This window comes from Chromobacterium sp., assembly GCF_041912965.1.
In the GTDB taxonomy this organism is placed as follows: Bacteria; Pseudomonadota; Gammaproteobacteria; order Burkholderiales; family Chromobacteriaceae; genus Chromobacterium; species Chromobacterium aquaticum.
On record NZ_JAYSGF010000004.1, the window covers coordinates 78,568 to 96,621 of the forward strand.

Genomic DNA, 18,054 nt, shown 5'->3' on the forward strand with positions numbered 1-18,054 from the left:
CATTCCAGGGCTTCCAGCTCGACGACCGATTTCTAAGCTGCCTATCCGGCAGTGAACAGCGGCGCGCCGCCGTTGGCAATGATCTTCTTTTTCTAAGCTGCCTATCCGGCAGTGAACCGGTAGTGTGGGGCACCGCAAGATACGTGGGCTTTCTAAGCTGCCTATCCGGCAGTGAACATCGTCAGTAAAGCCCCCGGCACCATAGAGCCTTTCTAAGCTGCCTATCCGGCAGTGAACCTGGAGGCGCTGGCGCGCGGCAAGCTGATCCATTTCTAAGCTGCCTATCCGGCAGTGAACTGTCAGCAAAGTCCCAATAGTAGGGCGGTAAATTTCTAAGCTGCCTATCCGGCAGTGAACCTGTATTCATCCGGGGCTGGCTGGATCACTTCTTTCTAAGCTGCCTATCCGGCAGTGAACGACAATCATGATTTCCTCCTAGGAACTTGCATTTTCTAAGCTGCCTATCCGGCAGTGAACATCTCAAACTACATGAACGGCAAGAGCCAAATTTTCTAAGCTGCCTATCCGGCAGTGAACGTTTCAGATACAGCCAGACAAGCTTGGGGACATTTCTAAGCTGCCTATCCGGCAGTGAACGTTTCAGATACAGCCAGACAAGCTTGGGGACATTTCTAAGCTGCCTATCCGGCAGTGAACCCGCACTGGAGCAGCGTCCCTTCACTCAGCCGTTTCTAAGCTGCCTATCCGGCAGTGAACGCGTCACGGCAGGCGTTCCAGCCGTACATGTATTTCTAAGCTGCCTATCCGGCAGTGAACGAGCCATTGTCCATTTTCCGGTAGATTGTTGTTTTCTAAGCTGCCTATCCGGCAGTGAACGCGATCATAGAGCGCGTTGCGGTCAGCAGCGATTTCTAAGCTGCCTATCCGGCAGTGAACCAGTGGCTGGCCGAGCCGCCATTCCTGCGTTGTTTCTAAGCTGCCTATCCGGCAGTGAACCGGCGAACGCTTAGCATGGATTTGTTCCGTTTTTTCTAAGCTGCCTATCCGGCAGTGAACCAATTAAGCTCACTTATCGCGCATAGCTCAATTTTCTAAGCTGCCTATCCGGCAGTGAACCTCGTTCCAATGCTTCTGCTGTTGTTTCCGGTTTTCTAAGCTGCCTATCCGGCAGTGAACGGCAGATGCAGCAGCGGCGGCGCAAGGCGCTGTTTCTAAGCTGCCTATCCGGCAGTGAACGCGTTCATAACGTCGGCCACGGTGGACAAAGTTTTCTAAGCTGCCTATCCGGCAGTGAACAGTCCATGGACGCGCTTTGCGTGCGACGGCATTTTCTAAGCTGCCTATCCGGCAGTGAACCCAGAAACAACATCTCCTGGTTCATGCCCCAATTTCTAAGCTGCCTATCCGGCAGTGAACTTGCTTCGGCTGATAGCGTTCAGTCGTGCAATTTTCTAAGCTGCCTATCCGGCAGTGAACAACGCCAACAACAACTACAGAGAGGCCCGCAATTTCTAAGCTGCCTATCCGGCAGTGAACCGTGCTCGTTTCTGGCGCTATTCTCGCGCTCTTTTCTAAGCTGCCTATCCGGCAGTGAACTAGCTTCATGTCATCTCCGTTGTGCTTACCTGTTTCTAAGCTGCCTATCCGGCAGTGAACCCCGGACGGTAATCAAGGTCCGACGACTGAAATTTCTAAGCTGCCTATCCGGCAGTGAACCGGCCATCTCTCTGCGATCATGCTGCTCATTCTTTCTAAGCTGCCTATCCGGCAGTGAACCTGCGGTTGGTGGCGCCAAGATGGGCGTCAATTTTCTAAGCTGCCTATCCGGCAGTGAACAAATCGAAGTTGTCGTCGGTTGTGTCGCTGATTTTCTAAGCTGCCTATCCGGCAGTGAACTGGTATTGGCAGCACCAGGAACGCTTGTTTGTTTTCTAAGCTGCCTATCCGGCAGTGAACAACAGCGCCGCCAGCTTCCTCGCGGTCTTTCTTTTCTAAGCTGCCTATCCGGCAGTGAACTCGCTGGCGGTGTTGCGGTTGTCGCTGCGGTTGTTTCTAAGCTGCCTATCCGGCAGTGAACTAAGAAGCGCCGTTATAACGCCCCAAATAATATTTCTAAGCTGCCTATCCGGCAGTGAACGCACTAGGATTGAATGGGCGCGCAACGCGGTATTTCTAAGCTGCCTATCCGGCAGTGAACTTTCTTCTATCAAATTCAGTGGCTTCGGGGGTTTTCTAAGCTGCCTATCCGGCAGTGAACCCGAAACCACGTCCCCTGGTTCTTGCCCTAAATTTCTAAGCTGCCTATCCGGCAGTGAACCATTAAGCGTTCAATCAGATCGGCCTGTTCCTTTTCTAAGCTGCCTATCCGGCAGTGAACCAAGCGTTGTCATGTTTATTCCCGTCTCTTGATTTCTAAGCTGCCTATCCGGCAGTGAACAGCCGAATTTCCTTGTGTTCGTTTCGTACTCGTTTCTAAGCTGCCTATCCGGCAGTGAACTCCTGCACATGAGCGGCATTGCCAAGGCGTCTTTTCTAAGCTGCCTATCCGGCAGTGAACAGTCCAGAACTTTCTTGCCTTCATCAGTAAGCTTTCTAAGCTGCCTATCCGGCAGTGAACTAGAGTCTACACCGCCCACAGTCCTTATGGCGTGGGCATTTGCAGCGATTCTTTCGGCTTTGACCCAAATTTTCAGCTTATCGCTAAGTCATTGTTTTTAAATGTCGCTCCCAGGGGGCAGAAAAAAAGGGTAGTCCGCGCTGGCTGTCCCTGCGCTCATGCCCATGGCAAGATGCGCTGTCGCGTTCCATCCCGAAGGTATCGCCATGTCCGATTTTTCCCCGTCTGATCTCAAGACCATTCTGCATTCCAAGCGCGCCAATCTTTACTATCTGCAGCACTGCCGGGTGCTGGTCAATGGCGGGCGGGTGGAGTACGTCACCGACGCCGGCAAGGCTTCGCTGTACTGGAATATCCCCATCGCCAACACTAGTTGCATCCTGCTGGGCACTGGCACCTCGGTGACGCAGGCGGCGATGCGGGAGCTGGCCAAGGCCGGGGTGATGGTGGGGTTTTGCGGCGGGGGCGGCACGCCCTTGTTCAGCGCCAATGAGCTGGAGCAGGAGGCGGCGTGGTTTGCGCCGCAAAGCGAGTACCGGCCCACCGAGTATCTGCAGTACTGGGTGCGTTTCTGGTTTGACGACGCGCAGCGGCTGGCTGCGGCCAAGGATGTGCAGCTGGCGCGGCTGGGCTGCTTGCAGCGGCATTGGCTGGGCAGCCGCGCCTTGCGCGAAGCCGGTTTCGTGGTGGAGGAGGCCGGCCTGGAGGCGGCCTTGCAGGCTTCGCGCCAGGCGATCGCCAAGGCGCCGGACCACGCGCATTTGCTGACCGAGGAGGCGCGGCTGACCAAGCTGTTGTTCCGCTTGGCGGCGCAGGCCACCGGTTATGGCGATTTCAGCCGCGCCAAGCGCGGCGCCGGCACGGACCCGGCCAATGCTTTTCTGGATCACGGCAATTACCTGGCTTACGGCCTGGGCGCCACCGCGGCCTGGGTGCTGGGTTTGCCGCACGGCCTGGCGGTGTTGCACGGCAAGACCCGGCGCGGCGGGCTGGTGTTCGACGCGGCGGATCTGGTCAAGGACGCGTTGATCCTGCCGCAGGCCTTTGTTTCCGCGATGCGCGGCGACGATGAGCAGACTTTCCGCCAGGCCTGCATCGAGGCGCTGACCCGCGGCGAGGCGCTGGATTTCATCATCGACACCTTGAAGGACATTGCCGAGCGGCGGGGGCGGGCGGCATGAATATCCTGCTGATTTCGCAATGCGACAAGAAGGCGCTGACGCGCAGCCGGCAGATTTTGGACCAGTTCGCCGAGCGCCGCGGCGACCGCGTTTGGCAAACGCCCATCACCCAGGCCGGGCTGGACACGCTGCGGCGCTTGCTGCGCCAGAGCGCGCGCAAGAACACCGCTGTGGCCTGCCACTGGATACGCGGCCAGGACCATAGCGAGCTGCTGTGGATCGTCGGCGACGCCAGCCGTTTCAATGCCGACGGCGCCACGCCCACGCACAGCACCCGCCGCAATGTGCTGCGCAGTGCGGACGAGAACGATTGGCACAGCGGCGAGGACATCCAGCTGCTGGCCGGCCTGGCGGCCTTGTTGCACGACCTGGGCAAGGCCAGCCAGGCGTTTCAGCAACGGCTGCGCGGCGAGCGGAGCGAGCGCAATCTCTATCGCCACGAGTGGGTGTCGCTACGCTTGTTTCAGGCCTTTGTCGGCGATGACGACGACGCCGGCTGGCTGGCGCGCTTGCGGCAGCCGACGGAGCAGGACCATGCCAGCTGGCTGGCGCGTTTGCAGGCGGACGGCATGGGGGAGGCGTGCGAACCACCGTTTTCCCGTCTGCCGCCGCTGGCCGCCGCGGTGGGCTGGCTGGTGCTGACGCATCACCGGCTGCCGCTGATGCCGGAGTTCGAGCAGGAGCGGCAATGCCGCTTGGGCGGTAAGCTGCAGGGTTTTCAAAGCCGCATGCTGTTGAATATTCCGGCTCATATCGACGCGCGCTGGAACGAATGGCGGGAGACGGAGGCCGAGCCGGCGCAGCTGGCGCCGTATTGGCGTTTCCCGCAGGGCCTGCCGGTGAACACGCCGGCCTGGAGCCGCCGCGCCGCGCGGCTGGCGGACAAGCTGGCGGCGCGCCTGACCGCGCGCGGCGAGACGCGCTGGCTGGACAATCTTTACGCGATGCACGTGGCGCGGCTGAGCCTGATGCTGGCGGATCACCATTTTTCCAGCCTGGATTACGGCCAGCTGCGGCACAAGCGCGGCCAGGCCGGCTATCCGCTGTGGGCGAATACCCATGGCCGGTCCGGCGATTTCAATCAGCCGCTGGACGAGCATTTGCTGGGCGTGGCGGAGCAGAGCGCCCTGGTATGCCGCGCCTTGCCCGGTTTCGAGCGCGAGCTGCCGCGGCTGTCGCGGCGCAAGCGCTTGCTGCAGCGCAGCGCCGATGGGCGCTTCCACTGGCAGGACCGCGTCGCGGACCTGGCCGCGGGAATGCGCGCGCGGGCGGCGGAGCAGGGCGCTTTCATCGTCAATATGGCGTCCACCGGCTGTGGCAAGACGCTGGGCAATGCGCGGATCATGTACGCCTTGGCGGACCCGGTGCTGGGCCTGCGTTGCGCGTTTGCGCTGGGCTTGCGCGCGCTGACGCTGCAAACCGGTCAGGCCTTCCGCCAGCGGCTGCGCCTGAACGAGGACGATCTGGCCATCTGCGTGGGCGGCAGCGCCAACACCCAGTTGTTCAAACACTATCAACAGCAGGCGGAGGCCAGCGGCTCCGCCTCGCGCCAAGCCTTGTGGGACGAGGGCGGCGAGGTGCGTTACGAGGCCGGCGGCGAGCACCCGTTGTTGTCGCGCGCGCTGCGCGATCCGCAAACGGCCAAGCTGCTGCAAGCGCCGCTGCTGGTGTGCACCATAGACCATCTGACGCCGGCGACGGAAAGCCAGCGCGGCGGGCGGCAGATCGCGCCCATGCTGCGGCTGATGAGCGGGGACCTGGTGCTGGACGAGCCGGACGATTTCGACCTGGCGGACTTGCCGGCGCTGACTCGGCTGGCGCATTGGGCCGGCTTGCTGGGCAGCCGACTGCTGTTGTCGTCCGCCACCTTGCCGCCGGCGCTGATCGAAGGCTTGTTCGAGGCCTATCTGGCTGGCCGCCGTCAGTTCCAGGCCAATCGCGGCCAGCCGGGGCGGCCGCTGGCGGTGTGCTGCGCCTGGGTGGATGAACAGGACCGGGCCCAGGAAGACTGCGCCGATGTCGACGCTTTCCGCCGGCGGCAGCGTCAGTTTGCCGGCCGGCGCGCCGATTGGCTGGCCACGCAGCCGGCGCGGCGCCATGCCGAGCTGCTGCCGTTGAGCTTCGGCCAGGGGCAGGCGCCGGCCTTGCGTCGGGAGTTCGCCGCTCAGTTGCAGCCGGCTATCGAGCGCTTGCACCGGCTCAATCAGCAGCGGGACCCGATCAGCGGCCAGGCGGTCAGTTTCGGCCTGGTGCGCATGGCCAATATCCAGCCCTTGTTCGAGGTGGCGCTGGCCTTGTACGCGCTGCCGTGGCCGGCGCACTGGCAGCTGCATTTATGTGTCTACCACTCGCAATACCCCTTGCTGCTGCGTTCCGCCATCGAACGCCAGCTGGACCAGGCGCTGAACCGTGAACAAGCGGAAGCGGTGTTCACACTGCCGGCCATCCGTCGCGAGCTGGACGCTGAGCCGGAGCGCGAGCATGTGTTCATCGTGCTGGGTTCGCCGGTGACCGAGGTGGGGCGGGATCACGATTACGACTGGGCGATCGTCGAGCCCTCGTCGATGCGTTCGCTGATCCAGCTGGCCGGTCGGCTGCGCCGCCACCGTCCGGACCCTTGGGACAAGGTGAATGTGCTGATTGCCGAGCGCAATCTGCGCAGCGTGGAACAGCCCAGCCAGCCGGCCTTCCGCAGGCCGGGCTTCGAGAACGAGGCGTTTGCCTTGGACAGCCATCTATTGAGCGAACTGCTGGAGGAAGACGAGTACCGGCATCTGGACGCGCGGCCGCGCATCGTGCAGCCGGAGCCCTTGCGGCCGAAGCGGCGTTTGTCGCACCTGGAGCATGCGCGGCTGGCGCAGATAATGTCGCCGGCCGGCCAGGCCAAGGCCGCCAGCAGCCGGCCGGGGCGGGAGGGTCAGGCCATCGCGCCCTTGGGCGCGTATAGCTGTTGGCAACAGCCGCAGGCGCTGCTCAGCGGAGTGTTGGCGCAGCAGCAGCCTTTCCGCGCCGGCGGGGAGCCGGAGCTGGACTTGCTGTTATTGCCCACCGAGGATGGGGACGATTACGCGCTGCACCGGGTGGAAAGCCGGCCGTGGCCGGAGCCGCCGCATTTCACGCCGGTGGAGGCCAGCCTGAACCAGCGGGTGCCGGACGCGGCGTTGACACAGCCGAATATCCGGCCCTGGGGCGTCAGCGATTATCCGGCGGCCTTGGCCGAGCTGGCGGCGGAACTGGGCATGGAGCTGGAGGCCTGCGCGCGGCGCTTTGGCGGGCTGAGCTTGCCGCAATCGGACAATGGCTGGCGCTTCCATCCGGCGCTGGGGTTTTGCAAGGCTTGAGGCGCGCCAGCAATGAAAACGGCCGAGGCGGCGAGCGTATCGTCGGGGGCCTCGGCCGTTCGCAGCAGACATCTGACAGACTCTCAGAGCCTGTTCAAAATCTCGCGAGCAAGAGCGAGACAAGGCGAAAACAGCTGAGAAAGCGGAATGTACAAGTGGTACATGAGCATTTCGAAGCTGTTTTCAACGCCGTATCGCCGCAGCGCAGCAGATTATGAACAGGTTCTCAGCGCAAACCGCTGTGCAGCCCGTCCACCAGCACATGCGCCACGCCCTGGGAGCAGCGCTCCACCCGGCCGCTGACGCCGTAGACGCGGCGCAGGCTTTGGCTGTCTATCACCTCGTCCGGCGCGCCGTTGGCTTGCAGCGCGCCGTCCTTCAGCATCAGCACCCGGTCGCAATGGCGCAGCGCCACATTCAGGTCGTGCAGCACGATGACGGTGACCATGCCGCGGCGGCGGGTTTCGCGGCGCAGCAGGTCCATCACGTGGAACTGGTAGTTGAGGTCCAGCGCCGACAGCGGCTCGTCCAGCAGCAGCACCACCGGTTCGCGGATCAGCGCCTGGGCGATGCCCACCAGCTGGCGTTGGCCGCCGGACAACTGGTCCAGGTAGCGCAGCGCCAGTTGCTCGATGCCCAGCGATTGCAGCAGCGCGAACACTTGCTGGTCGTCGTGGCGGCGCGACAGGCCGGCGGCGGTGGCCTGGCCGGCCACCATCAGCGATTCGAACACCGACAGATGCACGCTGGGCGGCAGGGTCTGCGGCAGATAGGCCACTTCGCCGCGCTGGCGGCTGAGCGCGCGCTGGTCCAGGCGGACGTCGCCACTGCTGTGCTGCAGGCCGGCCAAGGCGCGCAGCAAGGTGGACTTGCCGCTGCCGTTGGGGCCGAGCAAGGCCGTGATGTCGCCCGCCCGCAGACAGGGCACGTCCAGCGCGCGTATCACCTGGCGCTTGCCGTAGCTGACCGAGAGTTGATGGATTGACAGGGCGGAGCTCATTGGCGGCCTCCGTTGCGCAGCACGATGGCGATGAAGAAGGGGATGCCCACCAGCGAGGTGACGATGCCCACCGGCACGATGACGCCGGGCACCAGATTCTTGGTCACCACCGAGGCCATGGACAGGATGGCGGCGCCGGTCAGCGCGCTTACCGGCAGGTAGAAGCGGTGATCCTCGCCCACCAGCCGGCGCGCGATATGCGGCGCGATCAGGCCGATGAAGCCTATGGTGCCGACGAAGGCCACCGCCAGCGCGGTGAGCAGGCTGGCGCGCAGCAGCGAGCTGAGGCGCAGCCGGCGCACATTGATGCCGAAGCTGGCGGCGCGGTCTTCGCCCAGCCGCAGCGCGGTCAGCCGCCAGGACTGGCTCAGCGACCAGGGCAGGATCAGCGCGAAAGCGCCGAACAGCAAAGCGATCTTGGGCCAGTCCGCGCGCGACAGGCTGCCCATCAGCCAGAACACCAGGTCTTGCAGCGAGTCCGCGGTGGAAACGAATTGCAGCAGGGACACCAGGGCGTTGAAGCTGAAGAACAGCGCGATGCCGAACAGCACCACGCCGCTGGTGGGCATATTGCTCCAGCGCGCCACCACGTCCAGCAGCAGCGCGGAGCCGAGCGCGAACACGAAGGCGTTGACCGGCAGCATCCACGGGCCGGGGATGCCGGGGAGGCTGACGTCCAGCAGGATGGCCAGCGCCGCGCCGAAGGCGGCCGCCGGCTGCAGGCCCAGGGTGAACGGGTCCGCCAGCGGGTTGTGCAGCACGGTTTGCATCTCGGCACCGGCCAGGCCCAGCGCCAGACCGGCGGCGATGGCGATCAGCGCATAGGGCAGTCGGATCTGCCAGACGATGACTTCGGTGGCCGGATCGGCGGCGGCCGGGTGCCACAGCGTCTGCCAGAATTCAGCCAGCGGCATGCCGCTGGCGCCGGTGGTGACGTCCAGCGTTAGCGAGACGGCGAGCAGGCTCAGCAGCACGGCCACCAGCAGCAGCCGGCGCAGCAGGGTGCGGCGGTAGTCCGCCGCCACCATGGCGGCGGAAAGCGTTAGGGTTTCGCTGCTCATTTAACGCCCTTGACCCAGTAAGTGCCTTGCGGCTCTATGGCCAGGAAGTCGCGGTGCAGCTGTTTCCAGCTGGCGTCCGGGTCCAGCTTGGCGAAGCGCGCCGGCTGCAGCTCCTTGGCGAAGGCTTCCAGCAGCACGATGTGGTAAGGCGTGTTGTAGAAGTGGTGCCAGGCGCCGAAGGTGCGGCCTTCGCGCACCGCGCGCAAGGCGCCCACCGGGCTGCGCGCGGCGGTGCGCTTGAGCGAGGCCTGCGCTTGCGCCGCGCTGATGTTGGCACCGAACTGGATGCCGGTCTTGTCGGCGGCGTCGGCGGTGCCGGTGCCGATGTACAGGTCCGGATTGCTGGCCAGCACATGCTCCATATTCACTTCGCCCACCGCGCCGGGAATCAGCTTGTCGGCGATATTGACGCCGCCGGCGGCGTCCACCAGCTCGCCCAGGCTGCCGCGGCCGGCGCTGGTGACATTGCTGAAGGCGCCGGCGCGCAGGTCCAGGAAGGCCTTGGGCTTTTGCTGCGCCGGGATGGCGGCGACGACTTTGCGGATGGCGTCCATCTTGCCCTGGTAGAAGCGGATGAAGCGCTCGGCCTCGGCCTCGCGCTGCAGCGCCTTGCCCATGATGCGCAGGCTGGGCACGGTGTGTTCCAGCGGCGCGTTGCGGAAATCGACGAACACCACCGGCACCTTGGCTGCTTGCAACTGCTGCACGATGGGGTTGTTCAGGCCCGGGCCGTGGCCAGAGATGCTGAACACGGCGATGTCGGGGCGCAGCGTCAAGACTTTTTCGGCGCTGACCGAGTTCTCGCTGGTCTTGCCGATCAGCGGAATCTGGTCGATGGCGGGGAAGCGCTGCTTGTACTGGGCGTAGGTTTGCGGGTCCAGCTGGCGGAAGTCGCCCTGCCAGCCGGCGATGCGGGCGATGGGCTGCTTGCCTTCCAGCAGGGCCAGCGCGTAGAACAGCCGGCCTTCGCCCAGGAGGATGCGGTTGACCTTGGCCGGCACTTCCACTTTACGGCCGGCGATGTCGGTGACGGTGGCGGCTTGGGCCGCCAGCGTGGCCGCGGCCAGCGCGCCGGCCAGCAGCAGACGGGAGAACAGTGTTTTCATTGTGATTCCTTGAGCGATACGGCTCCGCTGTCAAAGCCCGCCGTAGGGGCGGGGCGACAGGCTTTGGCAGTGGAGCGGGTGGCAAGCATCATACAGAAACGGGAGCGGCCGGGCAGGCCCGGCGCGCCCTGGAAAACGCCGCTGGGCGGGCTGGCGTCTTATTCGGTTTTGGCCCAGTCCAGTTTCAAGTCCGGCGTCTTGGCCATCAGGCCCAGATGCTCGTCCATGATGAATTCGATCTTGGCCAGCTTGTCGGCGGCGTCGGCGGCACAGATCATGTCCAGGGTGTCGTCCTGACGCTGAATCCGGCATTCGCCGATCGGAAAGTGCACATGGGCCTGGTGGCTGTCGAACTCGACGGGCACTTTCAGCGCGTAGTGCTTGCACAGCTTGTACAGCACCTTGTCGGCATTGGGCGTGGTCAATTGGGCGCGGCTGCTCAACATCATCAATTCTCCAATCGTAAAAACGGGAACAGGCAGTTGGCGAATCCGGCGGATTCGGCAACTGCCGTGCGGTGTTTCCGGCCCGTCCGAGGACGGGCCGTCAGGGTGCGGCTTAGAACTTGCCGGTCAAGGTCAGCCAATAGCGGCGGCCCTCGTCGACCATCCAGTTGCCGTCCAGGCCATCGTAGCGGCCGCGATTGTCGATCGCGACGGTGCGGTCGGCCAGGTTGTACACGGCGAAGTTGACGTCAAAGCTCTTGTTCAGCTTGTAGCTGCCGCCAAAGTCCCAAGTGCTGGAACCGCCGCGGGTGCGGGCCACGTTGGCGCCATTGCGGAAGCCGGTGTAGTACTGCTTGCCTTCGAAGTTCAGGCGAGTGTACAGGTCCAGTTTCTCCATCGGCGCCCAGGCCAGCTTCACATTGCCGGCGTGTTCCGGTGTCTTGTCCAGCGGCATGCCATTCAGCGACTGGCCGAGGAAACTGGTTTCCTTACCTCCATCGCGCTTGGACTTGGTGTAGGTGTAGTTGCCGGACAGCGTCCACTTCGGCATGAAGGTCCAGCTGCTGGACAGTTCCAGGCCGCGGATGTTGACCGAGTCCACATTGTCGTAAATGTAGATGCGGACTGGGTCTGTGCCAGGTGCGTACTGGTTGGAGAACTTGTCTGTGCCGTAGCTGACCACCTTGTTCTTGAAGTCGTTATTGAACAGGGTGGCGTTGGCGCTCAGGCCTCTCTCATTGTCAAAGTGCAGACTCACTTCGTAAGAAGTACTTTCCTCCGGCTTCAACTTGGAGTTGCCGCACAGAATACCAGCCTCGTTACCGGCGCCGGTACGCATGCAATAGCCGTCAGTGCTCTGGCGGATAGTCGGCGCTTTAAAACCTTTGCCGATACCGCCCTTCAGCGTCCATTGCGGACTTAGGTGTTCAACCAGATAAACACGCGGGGTGAAGTGGGTGCCGAACACGCTGTGGTGGTCGACGCGGCCGCCGGCGGTGATGGTCAGACTGTCGGTGGCTTCAAAGCTATCCTCGGCGAACAGTGCCCAAGTGTTGACGGTGATTTTGTCCGGGTTGGCTGGGCCGATGAAGCCCACAATCGCTTCTTGAGCACGCATGCCGGAACCGACTTGTTGGCCAACTTGGGTGCCAATTTTTACGGTGTTGCGATCCAGCAGGAAGGTCAGTTGGCCGTCCAGCGTGGTATTGCTCAGCTTCAGGCCTGTGCCGTCGTCCACGTTATTAAGCGAGTGGCTGGGCTTGTCGATTTCCTGATACAGGGAGACATTGGAGCGCACATTGCCGTATTTGCCGTTGTGGCTCAGGCTCCAGTGGTCACGGACGTCAAAATAGTCATTTTTCTTGTTTGGTTTGCCGCGCGAAATTACTGCGTCGCTCTTACCCGGTGTCGTGGTTTTGCGCAGCTCATTATGGCCAGCCTCGAAGGTGATCTCGTGATCCTGGTTCGGGGTGAAGCTGAGCTTGGCATTGATGTCGGCCACATGGCTGGCGACTTTGCCGCCGTCGCCGCTCTTGCTGTAGTAGATATTGTCTTCGGCCTGATTATTCATCGCGCCGTAGACTTGCAGCGACAGCAGGTCCTTCATCAGCGGACCGCCCAGCCAGAAGCTGCTCTGGCCGGTATTGCCTTCGTTCGAATGTTCGGCGATGGTGCCGCCCAGCGTCATCGAGCCATGCCATTCCTTGGGCGCTTTGCGGGTGATGATGTTGACCACGCCGCCCATCGCGTCGGAGCCGTATAGCGAGGACATCGGGCCGCGCACCACTTCGATGCGCTCAATCGCTTCCATCGGCGGGATTTGGTATTGCTGGAAACCGCCAGTGCCGCGGCTGCGAGTTTCGCGGGTGTTTTGACGGCGGCCGTCCACCAGGATCAGCGAGTATTCACCGGGCATGCCGCGGATGGCGATGTCCTTGTCGCCAGGGCCGGAGCCATTGATGCTGACGCCTTCCAGATCGGTCAGCGCATCGGCCAGATTGGTGAACGGTTTCTTCGCCAGATCTTCGCGGGTAATTACCGAGATGCTGGCCGGAGCCTGCTTGATTTTTTGCTCATAGCCGGTGGCGGTCACCACTACCGAGGGCAGGGTGGCTTCGGCTTCCGCCGCGTGGGCGGCGGGCAGGTAGAGCGCGGAGACGGCGGCGGAGAGCAGGGCGAGGCGCACACCGTGACGGGCGGCGGAGTCAAAGGTTTTCATTGTCGTGGATACCAGAAAATCATCACATGAACGAGGCCCATTTGATCCGCGTTCCGGCTGGGTCGGCGCTCCGTGCATGCCGTTGGCTTTTTGTTTGCGCAAGGAATGTCAAATGGGACCACAAGTATCCCACCGAATTAATGAGAACGCAAATGCGAATCGTTATTGATTGTGGCGTTTTTGGGGGTGAGGGCCGCGATCCGGCAGAAACATGATGTGGCTCAAACTTTGTGCGGGACGCAAGAAATACCGCAAGCATTTGGGAACCAAGGTGTTAGCGGCCAGTCCCACGCCTGTTCCGGCTCACGCGTGTCTCTGAATCAATGTCTCTCCGCCTGCCCTTGCTGCTGTTGCTAACGTGTCTGCTGCTCTTGCCGCAGGCCGGCTGGAGCATGGGCGGACGCGTGGCTGCCAGCGCGCCTTGCGTGTGGATGGCGGATGATGGCGCGGCTTGCCATACCCAGCCGGCCAGCGCCGCCCAGGCCGCCGCTTGCTGCCAGTTGCCGGCCGCGCCGTGGCCGGCGGTGCCCAGCCTGCCCTTGCAGGCGATCCGCCCGGTGCTGCAGGCCAAGGCCGAGGCGGTATGGTCCGGTTTCATCCCCGCCCCGCCGGAGCGCCCGCCGCAAATGTTTTGAGTGATCCTGTCTTGTCCGCTGCCCGCGCCCTGAGGCGCGGCGGTTCATATCATTCGATGCATTGGAAGGTGTTTCATGAACAAACGTCTGCACTGGGCCGCCGCCGCGCTGGCCATTTCCCTGATCTCCCCGCTTGCCGCCGCCGCCGATGGGCTGATGCATAAAGACCCGTATTGCGGCTGCTGCACCGCCTGGGCCGAGCATATGCAGAAGAACGGCGTGGCGCTGCAAAGCCGCAACGAGGCGGATATGTCCACCGTCAAGGCCAAACTGAAAGTGCCGGCGGATCTGCGTTCCTGCCATACCGCCGAGATCGGCGGCTATGTGTTTGAAGGCCATGTGCCGGCGGATCTGGTGAAGAAGGTGCTGAAGGACAAGCCCAAGATCGTCGGCCTGGCGGTGCCGGGCATGCCGATGGGCAGCCCTGGGATGGAGGGGCCGAGCAAGCAGTCCTATCAGGTGTTGAGTTTTGATGAGCAGGGGAGGCGCAGCGTCTACGCCACGCGTTAAAGTTGGTGATGCCCCAGCGGCCTTGCAGCGGCTTGCTTGAGTGCATGACGGGCGTTCCGGCAGGTTGGAGCGCCCGTTTTGCGTCAGCGCATCGCGAAGGCCTCGTGATGGAAAACCGGCGCCTGCGCGCCGCGTTGTTTCAGGCCGCGCCGCAGCGCCTCGCCCAAGCCTTGCGGGCCGCAGAACCAGACCTCGTCCACTTCCGGCAGCATGCCAGCTTCCAGCCGCGCGCCGGCCTCGCTCTCGATCAGATGCAGCCGCACGCCGTGTTGATGGCAGGCTTGCCGCACTTCTTCCAGCCGCGCCGCCTCACCGCGGCTGCGCACGCAGTAGTAGAAATCCACGTCCAGTTGGCTGTCGGCCAATTCCTGGCTTTGCAGCCAGGCCAGGAAGGGGGTGACGCCGATGCCGCCGGCCACCCAGGCCTGGCGCGCGCCGCCGCGCGGCTGGAAGCGGCCGTAAGGGCCTTCCACGGTGACGGCCTGGCCGATCTGGAGTTCGGCCGGCAGGCGGCGGGTGTAATCGCCCAGCGCCTTGATGATGAAACGCAGCTGGCCGTCGCCATGGTCGGCGCTGGCGATGGTGAAGGGGTGGGCGCCTTCATGGGCGGCGAAGTTGACCAGCGCGAATTGTCCAGCGCGGTGGCCAGGCCAGGCCTTCATCTGGCAGATCACTTCCAACTGCCCGGCTGGCAGCGCTTCGATGCTCTGCACCCGGCCGGCGTATTGTTGTCGCTTGCCGATGCGGCCGGCCAGCGAGTAGAGCGCGCAGCCGGAGCCGATCAGCATCAGCGCGGCCAGCAGCCAGCCCACCGGCTGCGCCCACATCTCGGCCGGCATCAGGATCAGGCCGTGGAAGGCGCCTGCCAAGTAGAGCGGGGCGAACAGCTGGTGCAGCTTGCGCCAGAAGCGATAGGGCACGGCGCGCAGCAACGCCAGGATCACCATGGCCAGCACCGCCCAGGCAGCCCATTCGCCCACGTCCTTGGCCAGCGAAACCAGCGGGTCTTTGCCGCCGCCGCCGCTCTTGATGCGCGGGGCGACCCAGGCCAGAGCGAGCATCAGCTTGGGCGACAGCTTGATCAGCCAGTGAGCCGCCAGCAGCAGGCCGGCGGCGATGCCCAGCTGCTTGTGCAACGCGTAAAGCCGGTCCAGGCCGCCCAGCAGCGGTTCCAGCCAGCGCGGGCGCGTGGCCAGCAGCATGGCGGCGCTCATCACGGCCATCAATTGCACGCCGCTGAGCAGCACCAGTTCGTGTCGCCATTGCCAGTAGTTGGCGGGCAGGCCGTTTTGCCACAGGCTGGCGGCGGCGTACAAGGCGCCGCTGGCGAACAGCAGCAGGCTGAGCACGGGAAGTCTAGGGTTCATCGCCTTAGTCCTTTCTTGTGATAGGGGATTAAGGTGATTGGAACACCGCAAACTTAAGCGCAGCTTAAACGCGGCGCGGGGGCGGGTTTAGCGTGGTGGCTCGGCGGATGGTGTGTCGCCGCCCAGAGCCTTGTATAGCGCGATCAGGTCGGCGGACAGCGTTTGCCGCGCGGCCAGCCGCTGTTCGCGCAGCACAGCGAGCTGCAACTGCGCTTCCAATACGTGGCTTTGCGCGGCCTCGCCGACGGCGACGCGCTGGCGGGCGTGGCCAAGCTGGCGTTGCAGCGCGGCTTCTCCCTCGGCCAGCCGCGCGTCCTGGATGCGGCCGGCCTGGTTGCGCAGCAGCGCGGTTTCCACATCGGCCAGCGCTTGCAGCACCGCCTTGCGGTATTGCGCCAGCGCGGCGTCGTAGCTGGCCTCGCGCGCCCTGACCTGGGCTTGCAGCCGGCCGCCGGCGAACAACGGCAGGCTCAGTTGCGGTCCCAAACTCCAGTAGCGGCTGGCCTGGGTGGCGAAGTCGCCGGGGCGGACGCTGTCCCAACCACCGCTGGCCAGCAGGCTGAAGCGCGGATACTGCTCGGCCGTGGCCACGCCGATGTCGGCGCTGGCGGCGGCCAGCTGTCGTTCCGCTGCGCGCAGGTCCGGCCGGCGCAGCAGCAATTCCGACGGCAGGCCGGCTGCGGGCGCGGCTGGCAGTGGAGGCTCCGGCGCGGCGGCGTCCAGCAGCGCGCGCAGTTGTTCCATCGGCAGCGCGGTCAGCGGGCCCAGCGCGGCGAGCGCGGCCTGGCGGGCGGCGAGCAGCGGCTGCAGCTGCGCGTCGGCGCGCAGCCTTTCGGTTTCCGCCTGATCCAGTTCACCGGCGCCAGCCAGGCCGGCCTGGACTTGCAGCCGGCTCAGCCGCGCCAGCTCCGCGCGCCAGCCGACCTGGGCGGCGGCGTTGTCGGCGCGCAGGCTCCAGTAGCGGTAGTCCAGCGTCAGCCGCGCGGTTTCTGCGGCCACGCGCAAGGCGGCGTCGGCGGCTTGTTCCCGGCTGGCGTCCAGCCGGGCGCGGCCGGCTTCCACGCTGCGGGCGGTGTGGCCGAACAAATCTAGCTCCCAACTGGCGTCGAAGCCGGCGCGGTAGTCGGTGAACAGGGTTTGCGGATTGGCGAAGGGGATATTGGCCAAGGCTTCGCCACGGCGGCTCAGTTGGTCGCGGCTGACGCGGCCGCTGGCGTTGAGCTGCGGCCATTGCGCGCCGGTGTTGATCTCCAGCGCGGCGCGAGCCTGACGGATATTGGCGTCGGCGCTGGCCAGATCCGGACTGCGGCGCAGCGCGGCGCCAACCAGGCGGTTCAGCGCCGGGTCCTGGAAGGCTTGCCACCAGCCGGCGGCTTCCGGCTCGTTTTCCGCGCTGGCGGCGGGCAGCAGTTGCGCCGGGGGAGGCGGCCGGTAGTCGGGGCCGACGGCGCAGCCTGCGAGCAGGACGAGCGACAGAGAAACGGCAAGGTGGGATGAATTCATTGTCCGCTCCTTTGACGGAAGATCAGGTAGGCGAGGCCAAGGCTGACGGCGGCGATCAGCAGCAGCGGCCAGAGATGAGGCCAGGCCTCGGCCGCGCCGTAGCCTTTGAGAAACAGGCCCTTGATCACGATGATGAAATGGCTGAGCGGGTCCGCGGCGCTGAGCGCGCGCAGCGGCCAGGGCATGTTTTCCACCGGCGCCATATAGCCGGACAGAATCACCGCCGGGGCCATGAAGCCGAACACGCCGAGAAAGGCCTGCTGCTGGTTGGCGCACAGCGCCGAGATCAGCAGGCCGCAGCCGGCCAGGGCCAGGCCGTAGCACAGCATGGAAAGATAGAGCAGGGCGATGCCGCCGCCGAAGGGTACTTGGTAGATCCATACCGCGGCGGCGGAAATGACGCTGCCTTGCAGCGCGGCCACCAGCATACCGGGCACGGCCTTGCCGGCCATGATGTAGCCGGGCGTCAGCGGAGTGACCAGCAATTGGTCGAAAGTGCCTTCCTCGCGTTCGCGCGCCAATGACAGCGCGGTGACCATCAGACAGCCTATGGTGGTGATGATGGCCACCAGGCTGGGCAGCACGAACCAGCGGTATTCCAGATTGGGGTTGTACAGATGGCGAACCAGCAACTGGGCCGGCGAAGGCGCGGGGCTGAGTTCGCGCGCGTACTGGGCGACGATTTGCTGGGCGTAGCCGAAGGCGATCTGCGCGCTATTGGAGCGGCGGCCGTCGATGACGGCCTGCAGCGGCGGCGGGCTGCCTTGAGCCAGCCGCCGGGAGAAATCCGGCGGAATGCGGATGGCGAGTAGCGCTTGCTGGCGGTCTATGGCGTCACGTAGCTGGGCTTCGCTGCGGATATTGAGCAGACGCGGAAACGCGTGGGCGGCGGCCAGGCGTTGGGACAGTTCGATGGAGGCGGCGCCGCCATCCTGGTTGTAGATGGCCAGCGTGCTGTTCTTGACCTCCAGCGTGGCGGCGAACGGAAACAGCAGTAGTTGCAGCAGCACCGGCATGATCAATAGCCGGCGGTTCTGCGGGCTGGACAGCAGGGCTCGCAGTTCTTTGTGGATCAGGGTTAGCAGCGAGTGCCACATGAGAGCCCTTT

General features: G+C 64.2%; 12 protein-coding genes and 1 CRISPR repeat array (1 of these 13 only partly in view). Of the genes, 4 read left to right on the forward strand and 8 right to left on the reverse strand.

The window, feature by feature from the left end; all coding sequences use genetic code 11:
* Positions 1-2,578: direct repeats of the CRISPR family, unit length 28 nt; unit sequence TTTCTAAGCTGCCTATCCGGCAGTGAAC (it extends 1,411 nt beyond the left edge of the window).
* A gap of 206 nt (positions 2,579-2,784) precedes the next feature.
* The gene (gene cas1f / locus ACE3QM_RS03275) at positions 2,785-3,759 is read left to right on the forward strand and encodes a type I-F CRISPR-associated endonuclease Cas1f (RefSeq protein ID WP_374420206.1); all 975 of its coding nucleotides are present in this window, start codon (positions 2,785-2,787) and stop codon (positions 3,757-3,759) included.
* Positions 3,756-7,100 carry a type I-F CRISPR-associated helicase Cas3f gene (gene cas3f, locus ACE3QM_RS03280; protein ID WP_374420209.1) on the forward strand — a complete coding sequence of 1,115 codons (3,345 nt, stop codon included), beginning with the start codon at positions 3,756-3,758 and terminating at the stop codon, positions 7,098-7,100. The genes cas1f and cas3f overlap by 4 nt, the downstream gene beginning before the upstream one ends.
* A 226-nt stretch (positions 7,101-7,326) precedes the next feature.
* Here the strand turns inward: cas3f and ACE3QM_RS03285 are convergent, their stop codons facing one another.
* The 5 genes from ACE3QM_RS03285 to ACE3QM_RS03305 form a co-directional block, all read right to left on the reverse strand.
* Positions 7,327-8,100 (reverse strand): ABC transporter ATP-binding protein, encoded by a 774-nt coding sequence (locus ACE3QM_RS03285; protein WP_374420211.1) that lies wholly within the window; start codon positions 8,098-8,100, stop codon positions 7,327-7,329.
* Positions 8,097-9,161, reverse strand: coding sequence for a FecCD family ABC transporter permease (locus ACE3QM_RS03290; protein ID WP_374420213.1), 1,065 nt, complete (start codon positions 9,159-9,161; stop codon positions 8,097-8,099). The genes ACE3QM_RS03285 and ACE3QM_RS03290 overlap by 4 nt, the downstream gene beginning before the upstream one ends.
* Positions 9,158-10,267 (reverse strand): ABC transporter substrate-binding protein, encoded by a 1,110-nt coding sequence (locus ACE3QM_RS03295; RefSeq protein WP_048408875.1) that lies wholly within the window; start codon positions 10,265-10,267, stop codon positions 9,158-9,160. The genes ACE3QM_RS03290 and ACE3QM_RS03295 overlap by 4 nt, the downstream gene beginning before the upstream one ends.
* 158 nt (positions 10,268-10,425) lie before the next feature.
* Entirely contained in the window at positions 10,426-10,716 is a 291-nt protein-coding gene (locus ACE3QM_RS03300) for a DUF2218 domain-containing protein (protein WP_227104831.1), read from the reverse strand.
* Positions 10,717-10,825: 109 nt separating this feature from the next.
* On the reverse strand, positions 10,826-12,931 hold the full coding sequence (locus ACE3QM_RS03305) for a TonB-dependent receptor domain-containing protein (RefSeq protein WP_374420216.1): 2,106 nt from the start codon (positions 12,929-12,931) through the stop codon (positions 10,826-10,828).
* Positions 12,932-13,254: 323 nt separating this feature from the next.
* On the opposite strand from ACE3QM_RS03305, the gene ACE3QM_RS03310 reads away from it, so the two are divergent.
* The gene (locus ACE3QM_RS03310) at positions 13,255-13,566 is read left to right on the forward strand and encodes a hypothetical protein (protein WP_048408873.1); all 312 of its coding nucleotides are present in this window, start codon (positions 13,255-13,257) and stop codon (positions 13,564-13,566) included.
* Between the two features lie 75 nt (positions 13,567-13,641).
* Positions 13,642-14,076, forward strand: a complete 435-nt coding sequence (locus ACE3QM_RS03315; RefSeq protein ID WP_048408872.1) for a DUF411 domain-containing protein — start codon at positions 13,642-13,644, stop codon at positions 14,074-14,076.
* 83 nt (positions 14,077-14,159) lie between these two features.
* Here ACE3QM_RS03315 and ACE3QM_RS03320 read toward each other — a convergent pair whose 3' ends face one another.
* The 3 genes from ACE3QM_RS03320 to ACE3QM_RS03330 form a co-directional block, all read right to left on the reverse strand.
* Positions 14,160-15,443: a ferric reductase-like transmembrane domain-containing protein gene (locus ACE3QM_RS03320; RefSeq protein ID WP_374420219.1), complete on the reverse strand. Its 1,284-nt coding sequence runs from the start codon at positions 15,441-15,443 to the stop codon at positions 14,160-14,162.
* Positions 15,444-15,530: 87 nt separating this feature from the next.
* Complete coding sequence (locus ACE3QM_RS03325; RefSeq protein ID WP_374420221.1) at positions 15,531-16,946, reverse strand: efflux transporter outer membrane subunit; 1,416 nt, start codon at positions 16,944-16,946, stop codon at positions 15,531-15,533.
* Positions 16,943-18,043, reverse strand: a complete 1,101-nt coding sequence (locus tag ACE3QM_RS03330) for an ABC transporter permease (protein WP_374420223.1) — start codon at positions 18,041-18,043, stop codon at positions 16,943-16,945. Before ACE3QM_RS03330 ends, ACE3QM_RS03325 begins: the two co-directional genes overlap by 4 nt.
* Positions 18,044-18,054: the final 11 nt, after the last annotated feature.

Coding starts and splice junctions, on each gene's coding strand:
- ACE3QM_RS03300 (WP_227104831.1), bottom strand. CDS start 10,716: ATGATGTTGAGCAGCCGCGCCCAATTGACCACGCCCAATGCCGACAAG.
- ACE3QM_RS03330 (WP_374420223.1), bottom strand. CDS start 18,043: ATGTGGCACTCGCTGCTAACCCTGATCCACAAAGAACTGCGAGCCCTG.
- ACE3QM_RS03310 (WP_048408873.1), top strand. CDS start 13,255: ATGTCTCTCCGCCTGCCCTTGCTGCTGTTGCTAACGTGTCTGCTGCTC.
- ACE3QM_RS03290 (WP_374420213.1), bottom strand. CDS start 9,161: ATGAGCAGCGAAACCCTAACGCTTTCCGCCGCCATGGTGGCGGCGGAC.
- ACE3QM_RS03325 (WP_374420221.1), bottom strand. CDS start 16,946: ATGAATTCATCCCACCTTGCCGTTTCTCTGTCGCTCGTCCTGCTCGCA.
- ACE3QM_RS03320 (WP_374420219.1), bottom strand. CDS start 15,443: ATGAACCCTAGACTTCCCGTGCTCAGCCTGCTGCTGTTCGCCAGCGGC.
- ACE3QM_RS03315 (WP_048408872.1), top strand. CDS start 13,642: ATGAACAAACGTCTGCACTGGGCCGCCGCCGCGCTGGCCATTTCCCTG.
- cas3f (WP_374420209.1), top strand. CDS start 3,756: ATGAATATCCTGCTGATTTCGCAATGCGACAAGAAGGCGCTGACGCGC.
- ACE3QM_RS03295 (WP_048408875.1), bottom strand. CDS start 10,267: ATGAAAACACTGTTCTCCCGTCTGCTGCTGGCCGGCGCGCTGGCCGCG.
- cas1f (WP_374420206.1), top strand. CDS start 2,785: ATGTCCGATTTTTCCCCGTCTGATCTCAAGACCATTCTGCATTCCAAG.
- ACE3QM_RS03305 (WP_374420216.1), bottom strand. CDS start 12,931: ATGAAAACCTTTGACTCCGCCGCCCGTCACGGTGTGCGCCTCGCCCTG.
- ACE3QM_RS03285 (WP_374420211.1), bottom strand. CDS start 8,100: ATGAGCTCCGCCCTGTCAATCCATCAACTCTCGGTCAGCTACGGCAAG.